Origin of the sequence: Paenibacillus sp. VTT E-133291, assembly GCF_002264395.1 — a bacterium.
GTDB lineage: Bacteria > Bacillota > Bacilli > Paenibacillales > Paenibacillaceae > Paenibacillus_AQ > Paenibacillus_AQ nitricinens.
This window is the reverse complement of the sequence record NZ_NFVA01000052.1, coordinates 13,322-36,905: the sequence shown is the minus strand read 5'-3', so window position 1 is coordinate 36,905 and position 23,584 is coordinate 13,322. Positions and strand designations below refer to the sequence as shown.

General features: G+C 43.3%; 12 protein-coding genes. 4 read left to right on the top strand and 8 right to left on the bottom strand.

All coding sequences use genetic code 11. The features are described 5' to 3' along the window. Positions 1–7 precede the first annotated feature (7 nt). The 3 genes from CA598_RS19640 to CA598_RS19630 form a co-directional block, all read right to left on the bottom strand. Positions 8–967, bottom strand: coding sequence for an ABC transporter permease (locus tag CA598_RS19640; protein ID WP_094877577.1), 960 nt, complete (start codon positions 965–967; stop codon positions 8–10). 100 nt (positions 968–1,067) lie between these two features. Continuing rightward, positions 1,068–2,627: an extracellular solute-binding protein gene (locus CA598_RS19635; protein WP_094877576.1), complete on the bottom strand. Its 1,560-nt coding sequence runs from the start codon at positions 2,625–2,627 to the stop codon at positions 1,068–1,070. A 177-nt stretch (positions 2,628–2,804) separates the two neighbouring features. Then, positions 2,805–4,322, bottom strand: a complete 1,518-nt coding sequence (locus tag CA598_RS19630) for an extracellular solute-binding protein (RefSeq protein WP_256990559.1) — start codon at positions 4,320–4,322, stop codon at positions 2,805–2,807. Positions 4,323–4,501: 179 nt separating this feature from the next. On the opposite strand from CA598_RS19630, the gene CA598_RS19625 reads away from it, so the two are divergent. The 4 genes from CA598_RS19625 to CA598_RS19610 all read left to right on the top strand — a co-directional run bounded on the left by CA598_RS19625 (position 4,502) and on the right by CA598_RS19610 (position 9,810). Continuing rightward, a complete protein-coding gene (locus CA598_RS19625) occupies positions 4,502–6,847 on the top strand; it encodes a helix-turn-helix domain-containing protein (RefSeq protein ID WP_094877575.1) in 2,346 nt (781 codons plus the stop codon). Positions 6,848–6,955: 108 nt separating this feature from the next. After that, positions 6,956–7,699: a rhamnogalacturonan acetylesterase gene (locus CA598_RS19620; RefSeq protein WP_094877574.1), complete on the top strand. Its 744-nt coding sequence runs from the start codon at positions 6,956–6,958 to the stop codon at positions 7,697–7,699. After that, a complete protein-coding gene (locus tag CA598_RS19615; RefSeq protein WP_094877573.1) occupies positions 7,662–8,504 on the top strand; it encodes a sugar phosphate isomerase/epimerase family protein in 843 nt (280 codons plus the stop codon). Before CA598_RS19620 ends, CA598_RS19615 begins: the two co-directional genes overlap by 38 nt. Positions 8,505–8,649: 145 nt before the next feature. Next, positions 8,650–9,810, top strand: a complete 1,161-nt coding sequence (locus CA598_RS19610; RefSeq protein ID WP_094877572.1) for a glycosyltransferase family 4 protein — start codon at positions 8,650–8,652, stop codon at positions 9,808–9,810. Here CA598_RS19610 and CA598_RS19605 read toward each other — a convergent pair. The 5 genes from CA598_RS19605 to CA598_RS19585 form a co-directional block, all read right to left on the bottom strand. Continuing rightward, entirely contained in the window at positions 9,782–10,246 is a 465-nt protein-coding gene (locus tag CA598_RS19605; RefSeq protein ID WP_179283714.1) for a DUF2269 family protein, read from the bottom strand. The two genes, CA598_RS19610 and CA598_RS19605, sit on opposite strands and share 29 nt — an antisense overlap. A gap of 149 nt (positions 10,247–10,395) precedes the next feature. After that, on the bottom strand, positions 10,396–16,767 hold the full coding sequence (locus CA598_RS33360; RefSeq protein ID WP_306440479.1) for a rhamnogalacturonan lyase family protein: 6,372 nt from the start codon (positions 16,765–16,767) through the stop codon (positions 10,396–10,398). Between the two features lie 235 nt (positions 16,768–17,002). Beyond that, positions 17,003–18,835: a UbiD family decarboxylase gene (locus CA598_RS19595; RefSeq protein WP_094877570.1), complete on the bottom strand. Its 1,833-nt coding sequence runs from the start codon at positions 18,833–18,835 to the stop codon at positions 17,003–17,005. Positions 18,836–18,945: 110 nt separating this feature from the next. Further along, positions 18,946–19,467 (bottom strand): serine O-acetyltransferase, encoded by a 522-nt coding sequence (locus CA598_RS19590; protein ID WP_094870953.1) that lies wholly within the window; start codon positions 19,465–19,467, stop codon positions 18,946–18,948. Positions 19,468–19,725: 258 nt separating this feature from the next. Continuing rightward, a complete protein-coding gene (locus CA598_RS19585; protein ID WP_094877569.1) occupies positions 19,726–23,484 on the bottom strand; it encodes an alpha-L-arabinofuranosidase C-terminal domain-containing protein in 3,759 nt (1,252 codons plus the stop codon). Positions 23,485–23,584: the final 100 nt, after the last annotated feature.

Here is a 23,584-nt window from a genome sequence, read left to right as displayed (position 1 = left end):
CAACGTATCAATAAACGCCTTCTTCTCCCATTTTCTTGGAGATTTTATTCACCGTCATGACCATGATCAAACCAACAATAGATTTAAAGAATCCGATAGCTGTGCTATAACTAAACTGTCCTTGTCTTAGCCCTGCGGTGTATACATACGTATCAATAATTTCCGCGACCTCTCGATTCATGGAGTTAAGCAGCAGATAGACATGTTCAAATCCAAGATCCAGAACGGAACCGATTTTCAAAATAAACAAGGTGATAATTACGCCTCGAATCGCTGGAAGTGTAATATGCCAGACTTGTCTGAGCCGGCCAGCTCCATCCATACGTGCTGCTTCATATAGTCCTGGATCAATTGCAGCAATAGCAGCCAAATAAATAATCGTTCCCCAGCCCGCTTCTCTCCAAATGACCTGAATAATGTACATCGGTCTGAACCAGCTTGGGTTAAGCAGGAAGTTGATTTTTTCAAAGCCAAAATAAGCCAGCAGTTCGTTGACAATGCCTCCGTCCATCGTAACCATAACGAAGGAGATGGAGACGACGATAACCCACGACATAAAATGGGGTAAATAGAATAGGGTCTGAAACGTTCTTTTGAAAAATGTACCTCGAAGCTCATTCAGCATCAGGGCTAATATAATCGGTATTGGAAAATAAATAAGAATATTCAATCCAAACAGGATCAGTGTGTTCACTAAAATATTTAAGAAGTCCGGTTCTGTGAACAACCTGCTAAAATGCTTCATCCCTACCCAATTGCTGCCCGTGATTCCTTGGTAGGGCTTGTAATCTTGAAAGGCGATAATTAATCCATACATAGGTAAATATTTAAAGATAATAAAGTACAGTACACCCGGCGTTAGCATGACATAGAGCCATTTATTTCTCCACAGCCGCTTTTTTAGTTCACTGTTACTCTTATATATACGCTTTGGTTGTGGGGCTGGCTGTGTGGTGAGTTCCTGCATGGTTCTCTTCCTTTCTCCTTCTTTATTCAAACTTTTCATTTCACCATGTGGTTAAAAAAAGGTTGTTGAAACAGGATCAACAACCTTTTTCTGCGAGAATCTATTTCTTGTACAATGCGTTATACTCTTCAATGATTTTAGCTCCGCCACGGCTCTTCCAATTCTCCACTTCTTTCTCAAATCCAGCCTTATCGATCTGTCCATAGATATACTTGTAGGTCGCATCGGTAATGATTTGTTGGAGTTCAACACCTTTTTCTGTATAAGTAGGAGAGTCCATAGCAGCAGTTGGGTCAGGTACACCCACCTTCACATTCTCAAGAACTAATTCTTCGGCGTGGATTCGACCTGGCAGCACGTTATAGCTTTGGTACATGCCATTCGTTTCATATTCTCCAATAACGCTATCCTTAAAGCCCTTTACCTCACGCTCAATCAGCTCTTTATCATCGCCAGGCTTCGCTTTACCGTCTTCAACGGTATAATGAACGCCTTCAATGCCCCAATACATCAAGTTTGCAACTTCAGGGGTCATCATCTGATCAAAGAAAGCAAGAATCTTCTTCAGCTCTGCTTCATCTTTTACAGCAGATTTAGGGAACAAGACGACGTTGTTATACCCAGGAATCATCCATTGCGCAAACTTTCCATCCGGTCCTGCAACCATACTATGTGTGTCCAGAACTGCATCCGGGAAATTCTTGATAGTATCTTTATTCAGAGAATCGATATCCTGCATGGAGCCCCCGATATAAAGGCCGCCTTTACCACTGGTGAACATATTCACCGCATCTGTTTTACTTGTAGCCGCGAAATCTTGGTTCATGTAGCCGCCATCACGTACTTTTTTGAAAAAATCCATCGTATCGATATACTGCGGGAACGTAAAGTCAGGTGCTAATTTGCCATACACTTCGCCCCATGTGTTCGGTGTACCAAACCAGGAGGATACTGTTTTGAAAGCACCGTAGGTTAATTCATTCCGGTCAATAATACCAGTGGTGTCCTTCTTGCCATTACCATCTGGATCTTGTTCTGTGAATGCTTTAGCCATAGCCAGTAATTCATCTACATTAGCCGGTGCTTTAAGTCCCAGCTTATCTGCCCAGTCCTTACGGTAAATGATCCCTTGGCGTGCTAGTGGGCGGCCGATATACAAGGTGTACAGCTTGCCATCCACTTTCGTGTTATTCAGAATTTCCGGTTTCAATTTACTCAAATTAGGGAACTCGCTTAAAAGAGGACCTATTTCCCAGAACTGACCGTCTTTAATCGCGTCTTTCATTTGAATAAAGGTGGTTTGATTCTTCAAATAGGTTACTTGTGGCAGTGAACCCGTAGCAAAGGATGAATTCAGCTTTTCTTCATACGTATCTGCCGGATAGAATTGATAAGTTAACTTGGTATTAGTCAATTTTTCAAGCTCAATTTTTATTCTGTCGGGTGGTGTTTCTGTAGTATTTAATGGAAGCATAATCTTAATTTCTGCCGGTCCTGCTTTCACTTCTTCTTTAGGTACTTCTGTCTCAACCGGCTTAGCAGTGCTCTCACCACTTGCAGTTTCAGAACTTGCTTGATTGTTGTTACCACCACATCCAGCTAACAATGTGCTGAACGCTAACAGTGCTGTCAACAACATGGTGAAGGATTTCTTCTTCATACCATTTTGACCTCCATAATTTGTATTGGTTACGAGTTACACGTTACATCGCCCGCAAGGTTACGAAAACAATCATTTCCCCATAAAGCCCTGTTCTTAAAGGGATCTGAGCAAATGATTATGGTGATAACACAAAAAAATCCACCGCGTCATCCGCAGTGGATCAAACTAACCCATTTATTTTTCTATCCCAAGCTCAGCCTCACCATATTCCTTAATAATCAGATCTCCTCCGCTAGCTCTCCACTTCTCAACTTCCTTCTGAAATCCCTCAGCGGTTATATTGCCTAATATGTAATTGTACGTAGCATCCACAATAATGGTAGACAATTCTACATTCTTCTCATCATAGGTAGATGAACTTAGAGAAACTGTCGGATCATCGACCAAAAAAGATTCATTATCTTTACTTAGCTGATCCGCAAGTGAGGTCAATTGCTCCTTCTGAGCCACCTCCATAATGTTCTTATTACTAATGTCTGCAATCATCAAAGAATATAACGGATTCACTTCCTTCACCCGCAGCTCTGAGGTCTCCTCGGGAAGAATGATTTTTCTCTCCTCAAGCTTATAATGGCGTCCTTCAAACCCATACATCATTATATTCGCTACATCTTTATCCATGGTTCGATCAAAGAATTCGAGTACCTGGCGGAGTTCATCCTCCGTCGCAATGGCTTTTTTGGAAAAGAGATAGAGTCCGTTATAATTGGGAATCGACCACACTTTATATCCTTCAGGCCCTTTGATCCGATTGATTAACGTAAGTTCTGCTTTCGGATTCAAATTCTGAGCTTCAATAGAAAGCCGCTGAACATCTGTCATACTGCCAATAAATACGCCAGCAATGCCATTTATGAACTTATCACGTTGCACTTCTTTGCTCGTTAGGGCAAAATCCTGATTTATGATTTTCTCATCATATAATTTCTTCATGAAATTCATGGTGTTCTTATACTGGGCGGTCACAAATTCAGGAACGAATTGATGGTTCTCTAGTTTCCAATTATTCGGTGTACCAAAATACGAACTTAACGTCTTGAATACCCCATACACAAGATCATTTCGATCGACTAGTCCAAGGGTATCCTGTTTGCCATTCTGATCTGGATCGTTGTATGTAAATTGCCTCATGACCTCATACAGTTCATCCAGTGTTTGTGGATTATTTAAATGGAGATTGTCGAGCCAATCCTTACGAATAATGACTCCCTGTCTGGAAGAGGGGCGTTCCGTATATAGGCCATAGATCTTACTATCTACAGAAGTCTGCTTAAGAATGGCGGGGTTCAGTTGTTTAAGATTGGAGAACTCCTGAAGATAAGGTCCAATCTCCCAAAAGGCATCCGAACGAATAGCATTTTTCACCAGATTATAGTCTGAAAATTTTACAAATGTGACCTTTCCGAGGGAATTAGTCGTCAAAGCAGTGTTCATCTTATCCGTGTAGACCCCCTCTGGAACCCATCTTATATCGAGCTTCACGCCTGTCAATTTTTCAATCTCCGCCATAATCTCTTTCGAAGGCTGTTGTGGAAAATGAAGGGGTGCCAAAATTGAGATACTCGGCCGAGCCGCATCTTGAGCGGATCCGGTAGACTCTTTATCGTTGCAAGCGCTTAAAAAAGAGAAGACGAGCATGGTAAATAAGCAGAAATACAGTGTTGCCCTTTTACCCATAGATACTATAGACATTTCTGTGGCCTCCTAGGTATTGTAAGGATTATCACTCTATATCTTGAAAATTTTACAATTTATAAGCATAATTAGAGCTAATGATTATCACAGAACGAGATGATTATTGTTATTTCCTACCAAGTTACATACACTTAGATCAAGTGTCTACTTCTACATAAGTAAAGGTGCTGAGTCCCGTGAGACCATTAAGCTTTCTAAGTAAGCTAACGATATTTGCCTTTGTAATTAGCACACTGCCTGTGTTGTTCATCGGTTCTTTTTCATACTTCACATCATCAAAAGAAATTCAAAAAAACGTTAACAACAGCAAAATGGAATTAATCTTACAAATCACCTCAAATGTAGAACATAAGTTAACAACTGTCAATCAAACATTAAACCAAGTGATCAACTCTAGTGTATTAAAAAAAGCACTAAACAACCCTTTAAATGAAACCGATTTCATTTTATACAATGATTTAAGAAACGAAATTCGCAATATGCAGTCCTTCGATACGAAGCTGGAAGATGTCATCTTATTAAATCAGCAGCAAAATTGGATGATCAAAAATTCTGGTGTTTATCGCTTAAATGAGTACAAGGACCATGCGCAGCTCACAAACTTAATGAATATTGCCGAAGATACCTCTTGGATCCTGAACCCGTCCTCCATATTTTACAGTGAGGAAAGTATTAACGTCACAGGCTGTAACTACAGCATTAGTCTCATCAAGAAACTCCCAACCAATAAGCTGCAAAAATATGGGCTCGCCTTAGCTAATATTCCTGTCTGCAGTCTTCAGGATTTCATTAACTCGGATGTACAGCTCCTCGACGATATTATCGTTCTGGATAAGACAGGTCGATTCCTGCTCCATCCGGACCGCAACTTGATCGGAAAACCAATGAAAGAAGGCGGATTCACTGAAGATTCTTTCATTTCTAATCCATCTAAACTTTCAGGTCAGTTTAAGACCATGATCCACAAGAAGGATTACTCTGTCACTTACATGCGCTCTCAGATGAATGGCTGGGTCTATCTTTCGGTCACATCCATGGAAAGTTTAACGAAAGAATCCAAAAAAATTAGCCTGTTTACGATATTCGTGTGTACCTTTATGCTTCTATTGTCTATTCTCTTGGCATGGATCGGATCAAGACGGATGTACACCCCCATTGAAAGACTGCTCAATCAAATGGGCCAACGCAAACCCGACATCAAATCCAGACATACGAATGAGTTTCAGATTATCGGAGAACAAGTTCATTCTTTATTCCAATCCAAATCACAGCTGGAAAAAGAAGTCCGTCAGCATATCCAACAGGTTCGTACCTTCTTCCTAATCAATGCTTTCCATGGCAACGTCAAGAAGCGTGATCTGCTTGAAGAACTGGAACAATTCGGCTATCATAAGCAGCTTGAAGAATGGAAGACGATGGCTGTGATTACGTTGTCGATCGATTTTGCCGATGATTCCAGCTATGAGAAAAAAGATCTTAATCTCTTATTATTCGCTGCCCACAATATAATTGAAGAGTTAGTCTGCCCTGAACAACGACTGGCTCCTGTAATTATGGATCATGCAGTTGTCGTCTTATTAGGAAGTCCAGACAGTGATACTGAGTCTTTTCACAAGACATTATATTCGTTAACTGAGAAGCTGCAGCAGGAGATAAACAACTACCTAAAGCTTCAGGTGAGCATCGGTCTAAGCCTTCCCTTCAACACCTTTGACAAATTATCCACGGCTTACAGAGAGGGACTCGAAGCACTGAAGCACCGGATCAAACTTGGTAAAGGTGTCATTATCCAGTATGAAAATATTAACTCTGGCAAGCACTATCTGAATTTGAACTACCCTACTCATAAAGAAAATGACTTACTGGACGCTATCAAATTAGCTGAAACAGATAAAGCAAAGGAACTCATTCATTTGCTCTTCAAATCTATCTTTGCTCATGAGCTTTCACCACAGGAATACCAGATTCCGTTGACGCGCTTACTCAATAATTTACTCATAATGATGCAGGAATCCGGTATTAGCTTAAATCAGATTTATCATGCCAATGGTTCCATATTTGAGGAGCTGCATGACCTTCATACTGTAACGGAAATTGAAGATTGGTTCTGGAGCATGGTCATTTATCCGATGATCAAGATTTTTAACAGTAGACAAAATGCTCAATATCACAACATCTCCGAGAAGATCATTGATTTGATACAACATGATTACGATACAGATCTTACTTTAGAAGAATGTGCTTCACGTCTGCATTATAATGCCAACTATATCAGCAGTGTCTTCCGCAAGGAGACCCAGTACTATTTCAGTGAATATTTAACGATGTACCGATTTAAAATGGCGAAAAAATGGCTGAAGGAAACTGATATGCCCATTAAAGATATTGCAGCCAAACTAAGATACAACAATTCTCAGAACTTCATACGCTCTTTCCGAAAGCAGGAAGGCATGACACCCGGACAATACCGGGATCACAACGCTGGCACAAAACTTAAATCCACCTTCGACGAATCAATGTAAAAAGAGATGAATATGGTTCAGGTGGAATCCAAAAAAAGAGTCTCTCTTTTTTTCTCAAAATATGTTAACGTGTGCATATAACCTTTTAAGGAGGCAAGGAGTATACCTATGACACCCACATTATTTATCGCAGGGGATTCCACTGCGGCTATCAAAGGTGCTGGAGAGAAACCTATGACTGGCTGGGGAGAATACCTGCAAGGCTATTTTGGGACTTCTGTTCGAATCGATAATCGCGCCATCAATGGCCGCAGTACCAAATCTTTTATAACTGATGGTCGCCTGGATGCCATCCTTAAAGACTTCAAAGCCGGTGACTACCTCTTCATTCAATTTGGACACAACGATGAGAAAAAAGAAGATCCTTTGCGTTACACTGATCCCGACACTGAATATCGCCGCAACCTAATTCAATATATTGAAGCTGCTCGGCAATTAGGTGGGACTCCGGTTCTACTAACCTCTGTAAGTCGCCGCCGCTTCAACTCCGATGGAGAGCTTGACCCGCTTGCTGTAGGCGCTTATCCCGAGGCTATGAAGCAGGTAGCTGAAGAAACGCATACACCGCTGCTTGATATTTTCGCAGCTTCGCAAGTGCTCTATCATTCATTAGGCGAAGAAGAATCCAAGAAATTATTCATGCATTTGCCTGAAAAAGCACATCCGAATTACCCAAATGGAGTTATGGATGATACTCATTTCTCTGATCAAGGTGCTCAGCACATCGCCAGACTTGTGGTTCAGGCTATTGAACAATCTACTGCCTTACCATTAACAGACTTACAACAACTAATAAAAGGAGTGATCACATCACATGGGCATTCCCCTGCATCTGGGTGTTCGAGCACATGATTTCACACAAGTTCCATTGAAGGATTTAATTGAAAAGATTCAGTTTTATAATTTCGCTCATATTCAGTTTGCACTTAAAAAGTCTTTTCCTGACAGTACTCCGAGTCTGACTGCTATAAGCCCTGGAACAGCTAGTTATTACGGAAATGCCTTTAGACAGGCTGGTATTCAGATGGCGGTGCTTGGCTGTTACGTTAATATTATAGACACTGATCCATTCAAACGGGCACAAGCGTTAGCCGAATTCAATACGCATCTTCGCTTGGCCAGGGATTTCGGCGCTAGCCTGGTAGGAACAGAGACCGGAAGTGTAGGCCGGGGCTATACCACAGCTAATTTTACAGAAGAGGCTTTTCAGGAGGTCGTTACTTCGGTAAAGGTAATGGTTGCAGAGGCCGAACGTTTTGGTGTGACGGTAGGTATTGAAGCAGGACTTCATCATCCGCTGTATTCCGCTTCCTTAACTCGCCGACTGCTGGATGAGATTCCTTCTAATAATCTTCAGGTCATATTGGATTGCGCAAATCTAATGTCACCTACAAATTACTTACATCAGGAAGCTATTATTATGGAAGCTTTGAAGCTCTTAGAAAATCGAATAGCCATCATTCATTTAAAAGATTTTATCGTGCAAGATGGAGCCATCAAAATTGTTCCTGTAGGTCAGGGCTGGCTTGAGTTTGAGCCGATTCTTCGTTATATGAAGTACGAGCGTCCGCATATTCAGGGCATTTTAGAGAGCACTCCTGAATCGCATCTAAGAGAAAGCATCGCTTTTTTACAGCGGATATATGAAGACGTGTAAATATAAGATCTCATACAAAAAAAATCCACGGTACACCTCATTACCTTGTACAGTGGATTTTTATATTCTGTTTAACATCCGTTTGACCTCCATGAAATAATAGGCTGTTATGATCAAGACATCAAGAGTACCTGGGAGGGGTTCTATGCGTCTTGCTTTATTTACAGACACATTTCTTCCGCAAACGAATGGTGTCTCACTTACGCTTCAGCGCTTAACCACTCATTTGAACCGGCGGGGTATCGAGCATCTGCTATTTTCGCCGAAATCTGCTCCTGAAGACAGTTATGCCGATCCCATACGTCCCATTACCAGTATCCCCTTTTTCTTATACCCAGAATGTAGACTCGCGCTGCCGAATATGTCCTCCATCCAGTCAGAGCTAAAAGCTTTTCGACCCGATCTGCTGCATTTGGCTACTCCGTTCAATATCGGTCTATGCGGCCTTCGCTATGCGAGAAAGCTTGGCCTGCCTCATGTCGCCTCCTACCATACCCATTTTGACCGCTATCTTGAATATTATCGGATGAAAAAAATTGTTCCTCTTTATTGGAAGTACATGAAGTGGTTTCATCGGTCCTGCGATGCTACCTTCGCGCCCTCCAACGAGACACTTGATTCCCTCCAAGCTCAAGGTTTTCAACGTTTGAAGCTTTGGTCTAGAGGCATCGACTGCAATCTCTACACTCCGAAAAAACGCAGCCATCAGGTCCGTGATCGTTACGGAATTACCGCGCCTATATTACTTCTGTATGTGGGAAGGATTGCTCCTGAAAAAGATATCAACACCCTTGCTCTCGCCATGCAGCAATTGCCCGAGTCTATGCAAGCTCAGGTGCATTGGTTAGTTGTTGGAGACGGTCCCTTATTATCAGAAATGCGGGCACAGGCGCCGCAAAATGTCACGTTTACGGGCTACAAACACGGTGAAGAGCTTGCCCAATTGTATGCCTCAGCTGATCTATTCGTCTTCCCTTCCAGTACGGAAACCTTCGGTAATGTTGTCCTTGAAGCCATGGCCTCTGGACTGCCTGTCCTCGCCGTAAATGAAGGCGGGGTGAAGGATCTGGTTACACCCGGCCGCACCGGAATCATCGCCCCACCTCGTTCCCCTGTTGCTTTTATTCGTGAGATTTGTGCCTGTATAGAGCAACCCCAAAAGCTGGCTGCTATGGGTTATGAGGGGCGACAGCTGGCGCTCGGCCGCTCGTGGGAGAGCATTTTTGATGGACTCATTCGCGATTATGAAGAGATCATTGAGAATAGGCGCTTCGATCTTATACCGGCTTTACTACCATTAATATAATAATGACGATAGTGAGCACATGTACAGCTGCTTCTAACGGAGCGATCTTGTTCATTGCGGCGTTGTAGCCTACAGGGATTTCGTCGCCTTCACTCGCCATCACGAGCTGGGTCAGCTTTTTCAATCGGGGCTCAACAAATCCAATAATAATGACTTCTATCACGATAAAAAATAATAACGAAAGATTGATCCACAACACCGACAAGCCCATTTTATCAATGATCATTAACAAAATGCCTGTAACGATCAGGGTAATCCCACCCGTTTTAGGGAATCTGTTTATTGTCTTCATCATGCCAAATACAAAACGAAGCTGGCTGCCTGTCTTGGCAGAGCTTGTCAGTATTGGCAGCACAAAAGCTGGTCCAATTCCCACAATGGCCGCTATAACATGTATGACTACCACAATCTTAGAGATAATCTCCGTCAATTCCATGATTACAATCCTCCCTATCATTCGTTGTTTAGATTCATATGACGATGATAGTGAAAATAGTCTTGCAGAATCCTTTAATTCTTAGATAATCTCGAAAAAGCGCCTAGCCGGATATTACCGACGTAGGCGCATTTTTAACTATTGCTTAGTTATTTTACCGTGACTTTCATAACTGTACTTTCACTTACGCCTTGATTATTCATCAGTTCTACACGGTATTCATAAACACCTGGAGATCGATTCGTGATCGAAGTAGAAGCCATTTGGGCATTCGGAGTATTTGCTGTTAAAGTTTGTGTATCGATAAGCACTCCATTCTCATACAAGCGATACACTTTGCCGTTCATCCCCCACCATAGATTCATGGTCACTTTATACTCTCCATCACCATCCCAGTTGTCATTAGATAACACTGGCTTACCTGGTGCAGCATCCTTCACAATAACCATATGAGAAGTAGATACCGTTGTTCCAAATGAATTAGTTAGCTCAGCCGTGTAGGTGTAGGTACCGTTTTCTTTTCCAGTAACACTAGTCACTGCGGTCTGTGCGGTTGGGGAGTCATCGCGTAAGGTTTGCGTGTCTATTAAAGTACCGTTCTCATATAGCTTGTAGACCGTACCATTATTGCCCCACCACATGTTCATTGTGATTTTGTAATCACCATCCAAGAGTCCTGTATCCTGCCCATTGTTATTGGATAGGACCGGTCGCCCCGGAATTCCTGTAGCCTTCTGCGACCCATTTACGACTATAATTACTTGTTCTGTCGTCGAGAGTCCAGCGTTATTCACAGCTGTTGCGATGAACGTATGTGATCCCGTAAGTCCTGTTAGGGCAATCTCATCACCATAGGCAACTTCTTTTCCATCAAAGGTGATATCCAAACTACGAACACCCGATTCAGGATCTTCTGCTACGACCTGTATTTTCAAAACCTCCGATTCACTCATTTGAGTAGAAGGTAAACCCGTAATTGCAGGTGGTGTAGTATCTTCTGTTTCCCCCGGTGAACCAACATATTGAATTTTTGGCGCCGCAGGTTGTTCCATGCCTTCGCCAAGAAAGAATCCAGGATGCGGAGGTTGATTATAACCCACGTTCTGCCAAGCCACTCCCAGTCGGTAGATCGGATCATGCATCAAAGTGCGAATACGATAATCTGTCATATCCGTTGTTGTATAGATTCGTAATTCAGAACTGTCCGTTGCGCGCCAGATCACTTCTTCACGCCAATCCCCGAACAGATCCGCCTGTAAGCTTGGGTTCGCCTTAGTGCCATTATTAGAAGAAGCTCCAGTAGCCGTCAACAAATTAGCTGTTGTCTGGTTGGTGTAATCCCACTTATCCACTCGATTAGAATCCAGCAATTCCCGTAAAAGATCACCATCCCACCAAATGCCGAAATTCGTAGAGGAAGGCAGCTTATTCGTAATTAGCTCTCCCTGAGCACTGTATACGCCTGTAACAGGGATCTGCACTTCATTGGTGATCGTTGCAGCCCATACCTCTTCCCCAGCATAACGCGGGTCAATATCTGCTGACATTCCGCGTCCAGTATCAATTCCTGTGAACACACCCCATAAGGTTTCCCCTGTAGCTGCATCACGCATTTCAATACCATACTTGGAATCGGTATGCTCATGTACATCAAAGACCTCCAGCCCCGGTCTGGTTGGATCAAGATCTCCGAAATGGATCGCATCCCCATGACCAAGCTTTGTATTGTACAGCGGCAATCCATCATCATCGATGGCCATCGCGCCGAAGGTTATTTCGTCCTTACCGTCACCATCTACATCTCCTACTGAAAGATTATGGTTCCCTTGCCCTGCGTAATCGCCATACCCTTCTTCATTACTATCAAATCGCCATACCTTCTCTAGCTTACCTACGCGATAGTTATACGCTGCAAGTACAGTTCTAGTGTAATAACCACGACTGAAAATCACGCTTGGCTGTTCACCGTCTAAATAAGCTATAGCTGCCAAAAAGCGGTCCACCCGATTACCATAGGCATCGCCCCAAGCGCCCACATCACCACGCGGCGGATCATAACTAACCGTATCCATTGCCCGGCCTGTTGCCCCTTCGAACACTGTTAAATACTCATTGCCGAGGAGCACATAACCCGAGCTGTTGCGATAGTCTGCACTAGCATCACCGATCAAAGTACCTTGACCATCAACCGTACCATCTGCTGTCTTCATCATAATCTCAGCACGCCCATCACTGTCCAAATCGTAAACCATGAACGGTGAATAATGTGCACCAGCACGAATATTAGGCCCTAAATTAATCCGCCATAAACGTGTGCCATCTAGCTTGTAAGCATCCATATAGACTAGTCCTGTATAACCTGCCTGGGAGTTATCTTTGCTGTTCGAAGGCGACCATAACATGATGATTTCGTAGACCCCATCACCATCCACATCCCCTAGACTTGCATCCCCTGCACTATACGTATAAGGCTGACCGTCTTTAGTGTAATCATCTGCTGGTTTTTGCAAGGGAACTGATAGGTACTGCTTCTGCCATACGCTGAATTCTTCTGAAACAGATTTTTCGATTCCATTGTATACCGATGTGATTCTATATTTGGCATCAGCTGTGCCGGAAGGATCGAGATAGTTCGTGCTTTGCGTAATCAACGAATCATTTAGCTTCTCTTCCCCGCGATACAGATTGAAACCGATCGATTCCGGGTCCAGACCTAACATCCGCCAGCTGATATAAATGCCCTCATCTGTCTTAACCGCTACAGGCGCACGATCCAGCGCCTCCATCTTCCGATATAGTGTTGTCACTGCTGAGGTTTCCAGCGTAGCGGAAAGATCAGAGATACCGCCTGCATTTACCGAGGCAACTTTGTAATAGTAAGGAATTGTACTTAGAATGGTGGTGTCTGTGTATGAAGCTTCGAATGATTTGCCGATTAGAATGAACTCACCATCCGCGGATTTCGCACGATAAATGTTGAACATCCTTGCATCCGATACCTCATTCCATGTAAAGGTCACATCATTTTTGTTCGTAGATTGTACTGCTAGACCACTAGGTACGGCTGCTTTTGCTACAGATGGATCAATCATAGAAACCTTTAAGGCATTAGATGTTACGGATTCCAGTCCCGTGCTATCTACCGAAGTTACCGTATAGATGTATTCCATACCGATATCCGCAGTGGTATCTGTGTAAAGCGGCTCTGTTGTCTCGCCCAGCAGCTCTGCACTGTTCGAAACCGTTGCTTGACGATAAACTCGGTATCTCAGCGCACTATCCATACCATCCCAAGATAGTTTAGCTGCGATAGGCTCATTGTTTAAGTCCAGACTACCTAGTTTCAGATTCGTTGGGGCTAATAATAGAGGTGTGATTTCAAGTCCATTGAGATGAGCCGTTGTGCCGCTAAAAACAAGATTCATCTGACCGTCTTTGACAGCGATCTGGTTATACAGCTTCTCAGCAATATTTTCCTTACCTGAGGAGACTGTTCCATAATCTTTGCCTTCAATCGCTACGTTCGTCTTGGTAGAACCAATCCAATCTCCGGTATAAGTCTTAACGGAATAATAACCATTCGGTAAATCCACTTTAAATTCATACGAGCCTCCAAAATAGATTACGAAATCTCTACGAAGTGCATCAGTCGCACTACCGCGATCTCGATCACTCATACCTTCACTTGAGGACAAGCCATAACCACGTTCTGTTGTATAAAGTACATTACGGTTCACTTCCGTATAACCGGCGGCAACGGGTGAGCCAACAGGTCCAAAATCATAACGATATTGTGCGGACTTCGTAGTCAGCTTAACTTCATCTGAAGGCTCAGACTCACCTAACCCGTTTACTGCAGTCACTCGAACGGAGTAGCTGTTACCTTCCGCCATTCCGCTTAATGTTAAAGCTGGAATAGTGGCAGTTCCCGCCAATACGTAAGCAGTTTCAGCTTCTGACGCCAGCTTACGATAGATTTTATAAATATCAGCGCCCTCTACATTATCCCATTTCAGTACTGCACCTGCATTACTGATACTTCCCGCTACAAGACCTTTTGGCTTGGCAGGCACTGTTTCTGGCTGCTTAATGTCCTCTATAAAACTGGAGAGCGGAATGTTTAATTGCTCTATTCCTTTGGCCAGCAGACGAGCCATTTGAATCGCTCCGTACTCTTGAAAGTGAGTATCGTCTGTCGACCCATTCGGGAAAGCACCATATATCCCTGCATCGAGGTGAAGGAACACCGATCGTGTAGCTGCAAAACCGATCGCGTTGTAATAAGCGACACTTAGCGCGCTAAGATCAACCAATTCCACATGCAGCTCATTCGCTACCTCTTTCATCGCCTGCACATATTCAGGGAAACTCACATTAAATTGTTCCGTGGCAGCATTATAATCTCTACGTCCCATCGGGGTCACCAGAATCGGAGTCGCTCCTCTTTGTCTGGCTCCCTCGACATACGTTTTTAAATAATTTTTATAATCTGCTGGAGAGGCATACCGATCAGGAACGCTGATCGTTGCGTCATTGTGACCAAATTGGATAAGGAAATAATCACCTGGCTGTATCTTTCGCAGTACTTCATCCAGCCGCCCCTCTATAATAAATGACTTAGAGCTGCGGCCTCCTATAGCGTGATTCTTAAACGTTACTTCCTCACTAAAGAAATCAGGAATCATTTGTCCCCAGCCAGCCTGTGGTATCCAGTAAGGATCATAAGTCTGCACAGTTGAATCACCCGCAATATAAACTGTAGGCAATTCATTAGCAGGACGGTCTGGCTGCTTAGTAATCACCAGTGCATTGATATTAGGCTTAGTGCCAGAGAACGCCAAGTTCATTTGTCCATCCACCAAAGCGATGTCAAAGCTCATTTCCAAATACTGACCTGATGTTTTGCTCGTCTGTTGAACTTTTTGAATGGATTCTACTTTGATGCCAATGTCCGTATCTCCGGCGCTATCTCCAGCGATAAGTGACACAGTATAGTCACCATTCGGTAAATCTACATTAAAGGCAGTATCCTTAGGGACCACCAAATCCGATCGTAAAGGATCAGAGGTTCCCCGGTCTACAGCAGTTACCTTTGATATATCCGTAAATCCATATTTAACCGCAGAGGAATAAGATACTCCCGCATCGACCTTAAGATAACCTTCCGCCGCAGCACCTGGGCCAAAATCAAAGGAATATACATTTCCTTCTGGCAATGTTACAGGTGGCGTGTATACCATACTTTCCACTTTGTTAGATAACTGGGATTGTCCTTGGCCATTAGCAGCTTTTACCCCAAAATATTGACGCTTAGAGGTATCTACTGCTACATCCGTAAATGTCGTCTTTTCCGACTGCCCAATCTCCTGGAAGGATCCATCTGCTGAATCAGATCTTAAGATTGTATAACGGGTAGCTCCCGCCACGTTGTTCCAACTTAGCTGAACAGAACTCGCACCTACGCTGACAATCGAAAGGCCCGTTGGTGCTGCCGGAACCTCTGCCTCCGGAATTTTATCTACTGTCACAGATGCACTCCAAGCAGACTCCTCACCGCTGCCTTTAACAGCAGACACATTATAAATGTAGCCACTGCCTTGATTTACGTCTGAATCCACATAGTTGGTCGCAGGAACTTGACCAATCGATTGAATAGCCCCGCTAGGAAGCTCTGTCCGATATATATTGTAATAGACTGCTTCTGTCACGCTGCTCCACCCGAGGGAGACCGCAGCGGGCGAGAGATTCGTAACCGCTAAGCTCTCAGGAGCCTGCAGCGGACCCGGCACGATTTGCTGAATCATAAGTCCATTTAAATACCCGCCAACCCCTGTACCCGTAATGCCAACGGTCAGTTGACCGTCATGGACAGCCGTGCGGTAGGTGGCTTGATTTACAGCCTGCTTGCTGCTTATTGAACCAGCCGTAACACCTTCTAAGGTAATCGTAGTTTTAGTTGTACTTGTGCCTGCCAATAAATCTCCTGAGAATACAGTCACATCGTAATCCCCATTAGGAAGATCCACTAGAAAGGCGTAAGACAATCCCAATACAAAATCATTAGTCAGTTCATCTCCGCCCGAGCGATTTCTTGAGGCAACCGCCTGATCTAGACCATATCCTAGCTCCTTCGTATACAGCTTAGATTCATGCACAGCTGTATAACTACTCATTACAGGACTTGTTGCCGTTCCAAAATCATATCGCAAAGTTATTGGACCTGAATCCGCACTGGCTGGTTGCACTCCAAAGGTTGTAGAGGGAAATAGAGATGAACAAATGAAGACCCACGACAATAACACAATAAGTATTTTATTCCCCATTTTATTTCTCTTCATCTTCCGTGCTTCACCCGCTTTCTTAGGATTGAAAGAACTTAGTACGCATCTGGCCCTGCTGTAGTAAACGCTTACAATAAGCTTCATTGTCATTCGTTCTTCAAACATAAGTTCTCTTCGTGCGCGTATCCCCTCCTCCTTGCTCAGACACTTTTCTGGATAATCATTTCCAGATGCACTCATATCCAACACGATACTACCACCTAAGTTTCACTATGAACATTTAAAAAACAGAGTTTATCGTACACTAAACCGTTCATTTCACTCGCCTCTAGTTATAAAATCCTACGATTTCGTGACAAGCTGGGACATAAAACCCAGAATACATCTATACATTTTTAATTTCATATGAGTAAAATCATTTCAAAAAACAGCAAAAAGACCTCCTTGGTTTTCCAAGAAGGTCTTTGAGTTATGGTTAGATCTTACCGTTTAAGCTGCCACCCGGAGCAAATAATCGTTCGATATGCTTTTGAACCGCTTGATCCGGAATTAATGGTGGCGCTTGATGAGGTTTTACACGCGCGTCAATAATCACGTTATCACATGACCAATGCTTATACTCCGTTGAACTGTTCACGCCATATATATCATGAGAAGGATTGCTGCGCGTGAACGTCGCCCATAGGAAATTCTCAATTCTATCACTTAAGAACTCGCTATCATCACACACAATAATCATCGGACAAGATGGGAGTGCTCCCTCTTCTTGAATCGCTTCGCTAAGCTTGTTCATTTCCTGCGCTGCTTCAGCGTAAGTAGTGAATTTAGAGCCTTGAAGCGCCACGAGACCCGGCATCACCATACGCGTATGTTCAAATCCTTGTAGTTCTTGAAAAATGCCAGGAACCTCTGTACATAGCTCTCTTTTCTTCTCCCCAACTGCAGCGAAAATCACCTTACTCCCGCTGTTTAATCCTGTGCCGGAATAATCAAGGGTATCAATCGTTGTATTCGTATAGAAATGAATATCTCTGCGAAGATTAATTCGCTCCAGAATATACGTCAAGAAATCTTCAACATCTTGTGTACTAATAGGCTGTTGTTCTTCGGCTGTAATAAATAAAAACTTAGCTAAACTAAGCTGGCCTGTACCCAAAATCCGATTTGCAATGGTAAGAATCTCTGCTGGCTGCTTCACTTGCTGATAAGGCGTATAACGTTCACTGCCAATCGCAAATAAAAGGGGATGAACTCCCGCAGCATCAACGGCGTGAACTTCTTTGACACCCGGGATTTCTTGTCGAATAGCTCCGCCCGTCAACTCGTGAATTAACTCACCAAAAGCGGTATCCTCTTGTGGTGGTCTGCCGACAACCGTAAATGGAAAGATGGCATTCTTTTTAGCGTACACTTTATGTACTTTCATAACTGGAAAAGGATGAACTAAGCTGTAATATCCTAAATGATCACCAAAAGGCCCTTCCGGCTTCGTCTCACCAGGATGAATTTCCCCTGTGATCACAAAATCTGCATCATTACTAATGCAATATCCATCTACATAGCTATAGCTAAAATGACGTCCCGAAAGTAAACCTGCAACGATCATCTCACTCATTCCCTCTGGCAAAGGCATTACAGCCGATAACGTATGCGCTGGAGGTCCGCCGATGAAGCAGCTCACTTTAAGGGGTTCTCCTTTTCGATTGGCTCTTTCTTGGTGAACGCCGATACCGCGATGAATCTGATAATGAATACCAACCTCTTTATTGAGTTCATAATCATTGCCATTCAACTGAACGCGGTACATGCCCAGATTGGAATTCATAATGCCTGGCTTGTCTGGATCTTCGGAATACACTTGCGGCAATGTGACAAAAGCGCCACCATCCTCTGGCCAATGTGTGATCAGCGGAAGATCAGAAATACTGATTTCCTGAAAACCACTTGGCAGACCCCCTGGCTTTTTGATAGGCAATGCTTTTCTCGCGGATAGTCCTGTCCCTACATATTTAAAAGGATTTTTGAGTGCTTTCATAGGATCGTTACGAAGTGCAATTACGTTATGCGTGGAGTTCCAGGTACGCCGAAAGATAAACTTACTGCGCTCAATCGTTCCAAAAAGGTTAGACACCGCACGAAACTTCGAGCCTTTTACATTTTCAAATAATAATGCAGGCCCACCGGCTTCATAAACCTTCAAGTGAATTGCGGCCATCTCCAGATAGGGATCCACTTCTTCACGAATACGAACCAAATGTCCATGTTTCTCTAAATCATTTACACACTCTTCTAAATTGCTATATTTCATTTCATTACTCCGATCTCTAGAAGGTTATTACAAGATTTCTTGGATGTTTTAATTATACCCTGTAACTTATTAAAATAAAGCGATACCCTATGTACTAGAACATCCCGCCGTTATCTTGTATGTTCAGGTTTAGGTTCATCTCGCAAAATATTTCTGGCAGGAATCCCTACGGCCGAAGCATTATCCGGCACATCCTTAACCACAACTGACATCGCTCCGATATTAACATCATTCCCCAGCGTAATCGGGCCAAGTATCTTAGAACCTACTCCGATAAATGCTCTATCACCAATCACAGGTTCCCCTAAGTTATTTCTCCCCCCAATGGTCACTTGGTGAAAAATAGTAGCGTTGTTGCCAATCACCGCTTTAGGACTAATGATAATGCCATTTAACCCATGCGGTAAATGAAGCGCATCACCAATTTGCGCTTCTGCATGAAGCTCTCCACTGGCAACAATTCGAACAAACAGCACATCCATTATTCGGTATAGGAGCCACAAAGGTTTGCGGATCAGGCCACTTTTCACCCGATAATACACCCAATTTCCAAAACGATAAGTAAACAAAGCCATAATCGTTTGTGGATTTTTTAGATTTGCCTTCCAGTCCATTTTGAATGATTTCATCATTGTATCATCCTCCTATAGGGGCAAGATATGAACTATATTCTCGTGAAATGAAAGCAGCTATGAGGTGAAAATTAACTGGGAGGTTCGCAGGATGGAGAGTCATTCGGGTGATTGTGCTTTCACCAGTGTAAGTTAGATTCAGAGATTCATCAAGAAGTGGACAGTTCTCCCTATATAAACATCAACCGATTACAAGCCTTCCTAAACAACAACACGCGCCGAGGTGATATCGGCGCGCGCTCAATGCTATCTATTCTATTAAATAAGGTCCAGAACAATCACGTTCACAGAATGGGCAGCTAGATTTACAATTGCAGTGTCTTTATTAAACATGATTTCTGTTTCAACCGGAGTAACCTTCTCATCATTTTTTCTGTTCACATTAGGGGTGTGAATCAGCGAAGCATCGCCTGTTAAAGTAATCCATTTACCGGTAGTAGCTACGTTTAAGCCTTTCAATTCAAGCTTCGTTGCTTTCTCTACACGATCCGCATTCACAAGCTTCATATAGAGATGCTTATCATCTTTAGTAACGGAATTGTATACTTCTCTGTTATACGCTTCGAGCTTATAATCAAGCACTTTACTTGTTGTCTTGCCATCTGTGTAAGAGCAAATCAAATGCTTGCCATCTGCTCCACCATAATTAACAGTGATGGTATATACCGTATGATCCGCCAGCTCTTCATAGCAACTAGCTCTCAGGTTACCTGCTGCTGTACTAGAGGAATAATCGCCGAGCGTATAAGCCTCAATCCCTTGCTTGTACACCTTGACTCCTGTGGCATCGCCATTATAACCAATCGCATATTCGATAACATCTTTATTTTCTGGTGAAATGTCTGTCAGACCTGCACCTACATAGAAGCCATCTTCGCCGGAAGCTCTTTCAAGAACAACCTCTACTTTATAATTAGTCCACGTGTCATTGAGGATATACAATCCATTCAGCCCGCTGTTCTGTGCCTTCAAGACTAGACCTTTGGAAGGATCAATCGTATATCCGGCAGAGCCAGGAATAACTTTCCAAGCTTCATGCAGCGGTTGTGTAAAATCTTGCTCAAACATAACGCTTCCATCCGTATTCGAAGTAACCTCCAACCGCTTCACAACCACTGATGCTTTTCCGGCAGCCACTTCAATTCCTCCGTGAGGAATGAGGTCTACCTTTTCCCCGTTGCGATAGGTCGAGAACGATGTGCCAACCACTTTGGTGCCGAGATATTTAGCGTACAGCTGTTGAACATAGTAGTTCGGCGTGTACCATACAGTTTCATCATCAAACCAAATGCAATCTGGTGTCCATCTGTAGGTGCCATCTGTTAATACCTTATTGAACAAAGGTGCCGTTGCAGCTAGTCTAATTACATCAGCGTTATTCTCAAAGCTGGACATGATCGCCGCCTCAGCAATCGCTCCTGCTAATGTATTTTTATCTGTCGAAGCATATTCACCCACAAAAACCTTCGAAGTTTCAGCCTCGTCCAAACTGCCGTCTTCTTTATAAGCTCTGTAATAGTAATTGTAGCGATCCGCATTCTCTAACAAATACTCGTTGGAACGGTAGTAATGCTCGTCCGCAATGGTATCCATGTAGTTCTTTTGTTTCTCATACCAGGTAACCGTCTCTTCAATACTCGATGTTCCATCCGTGAAGCTGATCTGTTCCGAGCCCTGTAGATTTCCGCTTAGGAATTTCCAGCCTTGTTGATAGGCATCATCATCTGCTTGTGCGCCAACCGTAGAAAGAATGGTCAGTTCATGATCAGGGTAGTTCTTCACCATATATTCATCAATTGTTATTTTAAAATATTCGAAGTTAGCAAAAAACTCTGTTCCCCAGTTTTCATTCCCCACACCCAAGTAACGCAGGTCAAACGCTGCTTCATGGCCCATCTTTTTACGCAAAGCGGCCCACTCGTTATTGTCAAAATCCATGCTTATCGCAAAATCAATCAGATCCGTAAAGTTCTTCACATAATAGTCTCTTAATGCACCACCAGCAGGATTCGCATAATCCGAACGTGCTTGACAGAGTACCCCGCAGGCCATAACAGGAAGTGGTGTTGCATTCAAATCCTCGGCCAATTGGAAATACTCCATATAGCCAAGCCCCATCGTCATCATGTAGCCCCATACATTATAGTTCTCTTTGCGAAGCTCAATGTCGTTGACGGATTCTTTCCAATCGTACACATTCTCCCAAATATGAGACCCTTCAGAAATACAGCCTCCAGGGAAACGCAAGAACGTCGGATGAAGATCAACGAGTGCATTCACTAAGTCTTTTCTAAGTCTATAGTTCGGATTCCCTTTATAGTTCGCATGAGCTGTAGCAGAACGTTCTTCTTCCCCAGCGCCCCAAACCTCTTCCGGCATTAAGGAGACCATATCAATGGAAATCTCACCGTTAAAGGTTAACGCCAGCTGACCGAGTACAGTTTCAGATCCTGTTAATACAAGCTTAGAAGCCACGCCATATTTCTTCCAGTTACCGTCATCGTTCACCTCAACCACCGCCGTATCGCTAATGGCTTTACCGTCTTTGTCGAGCAATTGCAGGGTGATTGTTCCCGCTGCCTCTGCCTTCGCCCAAATGGTGAAGTTATACTTAGCATCCTTCTGAATAAACATGGAGCAGTGCTGATTGGAATCCGCAAAGCCTCTATTCTTAATCGTCGCGCCATCTGCTACTGTCACATAATGAGCATTCATATCTTTATCTTCGATTCCGAAGAAATCATTTAATCCGCCTGTATGATGAACCGTCATTTTATCCGTGTCACCAGACCATGCATGCAAAGGTGTATAATTTCTTCCCGTTGAAGTCCCATGTACCCCACATACATGTGAATAGCTGTCAAAAGCAAATGACTCAAAGGAACGATTCTGCACTAGCTCTGCATAAATCCCACCGTCTGCTGCATTATTAATATCCTCATAGAAAAGGCCATATAGAACATCGCTAACATCCAAAATCTCAAGGTTCCCATCGATCGTTAAAGTGTAAGGTGGCAACCCTTCTGGGAGCACAGACACATTGAAGCTCTTTTCTACTACACTGTCACCTTTTTTCAAAAGCGCGGTAAGCGTTACACCTTGCGCAGATTGGACTGTTTTATTCAGAATGCCCTCATTTGAAAGGATTGCTGAATCGCTGGACACCCAAGACACGTTAACTTTTCCGCCCATGAGCGTAGCGGGCAATTCGATATCTTTGGTGATGATGGAGCTAGTGAAGGTTAAATATTTATCTTTTGCAAGCTTAACGATATCTTCATCAGTCAACGATTCACACATAATCTCAATCACTTCGTCCTGCGTTAAACCCGCTTTATATACACGGAAGTCCGCTAGAGAGCCTCCGAAATCCACATCTGCACTGTACTGAGACCTTCCGATCGTATTGTTACTATAATTTCCTTGGTCCTCAAATGTAGCAAACCATGTGCGCAGCTTAGCATATGTACCGCTGGAAGTCTGACTGATCATTCCGTCCGCAACGACCTCACCATTTATATACACTACAGGTCCTGCACTGCTTAGTGTTCCACCTTTTGTTCCAGTGACCGCAAAAGCGACATGTACCCATTCACCAGCAGTAAAGGATTTCCCAGGATCTGCGACTAAATCTTCCCCTGCAAAACAAGTTCCCCGGAAATTTCGTGTTAAAAAAATATAAGGACCCGTCTCGCCTTTGCCGAAATCAAAAAGTCTTTCCCATAAGCTCCCACCACTACTTACATGCATCCAAGTCGATACAGTAAGGCCAGTTTGGTCGCTGACCTCTTTAAGAAGATCATCCGGCAAAGAAATATAGGATGTGCCATGTTCTCCACCCGCTAGTGAAACAGCACTTCTACCCGCTACCGTCTGAATGGAGGGCAGCTTAGTCCCTGAAGCGGTTCCATCGTTCCCATTTCCTGAGTAATCTTGACCTACATGATCGGGGTTATCAAACTTATAATACGCTATCAAATTACTATTAATAGATTTGTTACTGTTGTCATTGTTCATAGAAGATCACCTGTCATCTTTTGTATTAGAAATCATAAAAGCCTAACCAATCTACTGATTACTACGACAGAACCGTTCCAACCGTGAATCATTTAACCTT

What these genes read in the sequence shown, in the direction of transcription:
- CA598_RS33360 (WP_306440479.1), bottom strand. Translation starts at nt 16,767, where the DNA reads ATGAGTGCATCTGGAAATGATTATCCAGAAAAGTGTCTGAGCAAGGAG.
- CA598_RS19590 (WP_094870953.1), bottom strand. Translation starts at nt 19,467, where the DNA reads ATGATGAAATCATTCAAAATGGACTGGAAGGCAAATCTAAAAAATCCA.
- CA598_RS19605 (WP_179283714.1), bottom strand. Translation starts at nt 10,246, where the DNA reads ATGGAATTGACGGAGATTATCTCTAAGATTGTGGTAGTCATACATGTT.
- CA598_RS19635 (WP_094877576.1), bottom strand. Translation starts at nt 2,627, where the DNA reads ATGAAGAAGAAATCCTTCACCATGTTGTTGACAGCACTGTTAGCGTTC.
- CA598_RS19610 (WP_094877572.1), top strand. Translation starts at nt 8,650, where the DNA reads ATGCGTCTTGCTTTATTTACAGACACATTTCTTCCGCAAACGAATGGT.
- CA598_RS19630 (WP_256990559.1), bottom strand. Translation starts at nt 4,322, where the DNA reads ATGTCTATAGTATCTATGGGTAAAAGGGCAACACTGTATTTCTGCTTA.
- CA598_RS19595 (WP_094877570.1), bottom strand. Translation starts at nt 18,835, where the DNA reads ATGAAATATAGCAATTTAGAAGAGTGTGTAAATGATTTAGAGAAACAT.
- CA598_RS19620 (WP_094877574.1), top strand. Translation starts at nt 6,956, where the DNA reads ATGACACCCACATTATTTATCGCAGGGGATTCCACTGCGGCTATCAAA.
- CA598_RS19640 (WP_094877577.1), bottom strand. Translation starts at nt 967, where the DNA reads ATGCAGGAACTCACCACACAGCCAGCCCCACAACCAAAGCGTATATAT.
- CA598_RS19615 (WP_094877573.1), top strand. Translation starts at nt 7,662, where the DNA reads ATGGGCATTCCCCTGCATCTGGGTGTTCGAGCACATGATTTCACACAA.
- CA598_RS19585 (WP_094877569.1), bottom strand. Translation starts at nt 23,484, where the DNA reads ATGAACAATGACAACAGTAACAAATCTATTAATAGTAATTTGATAGCG.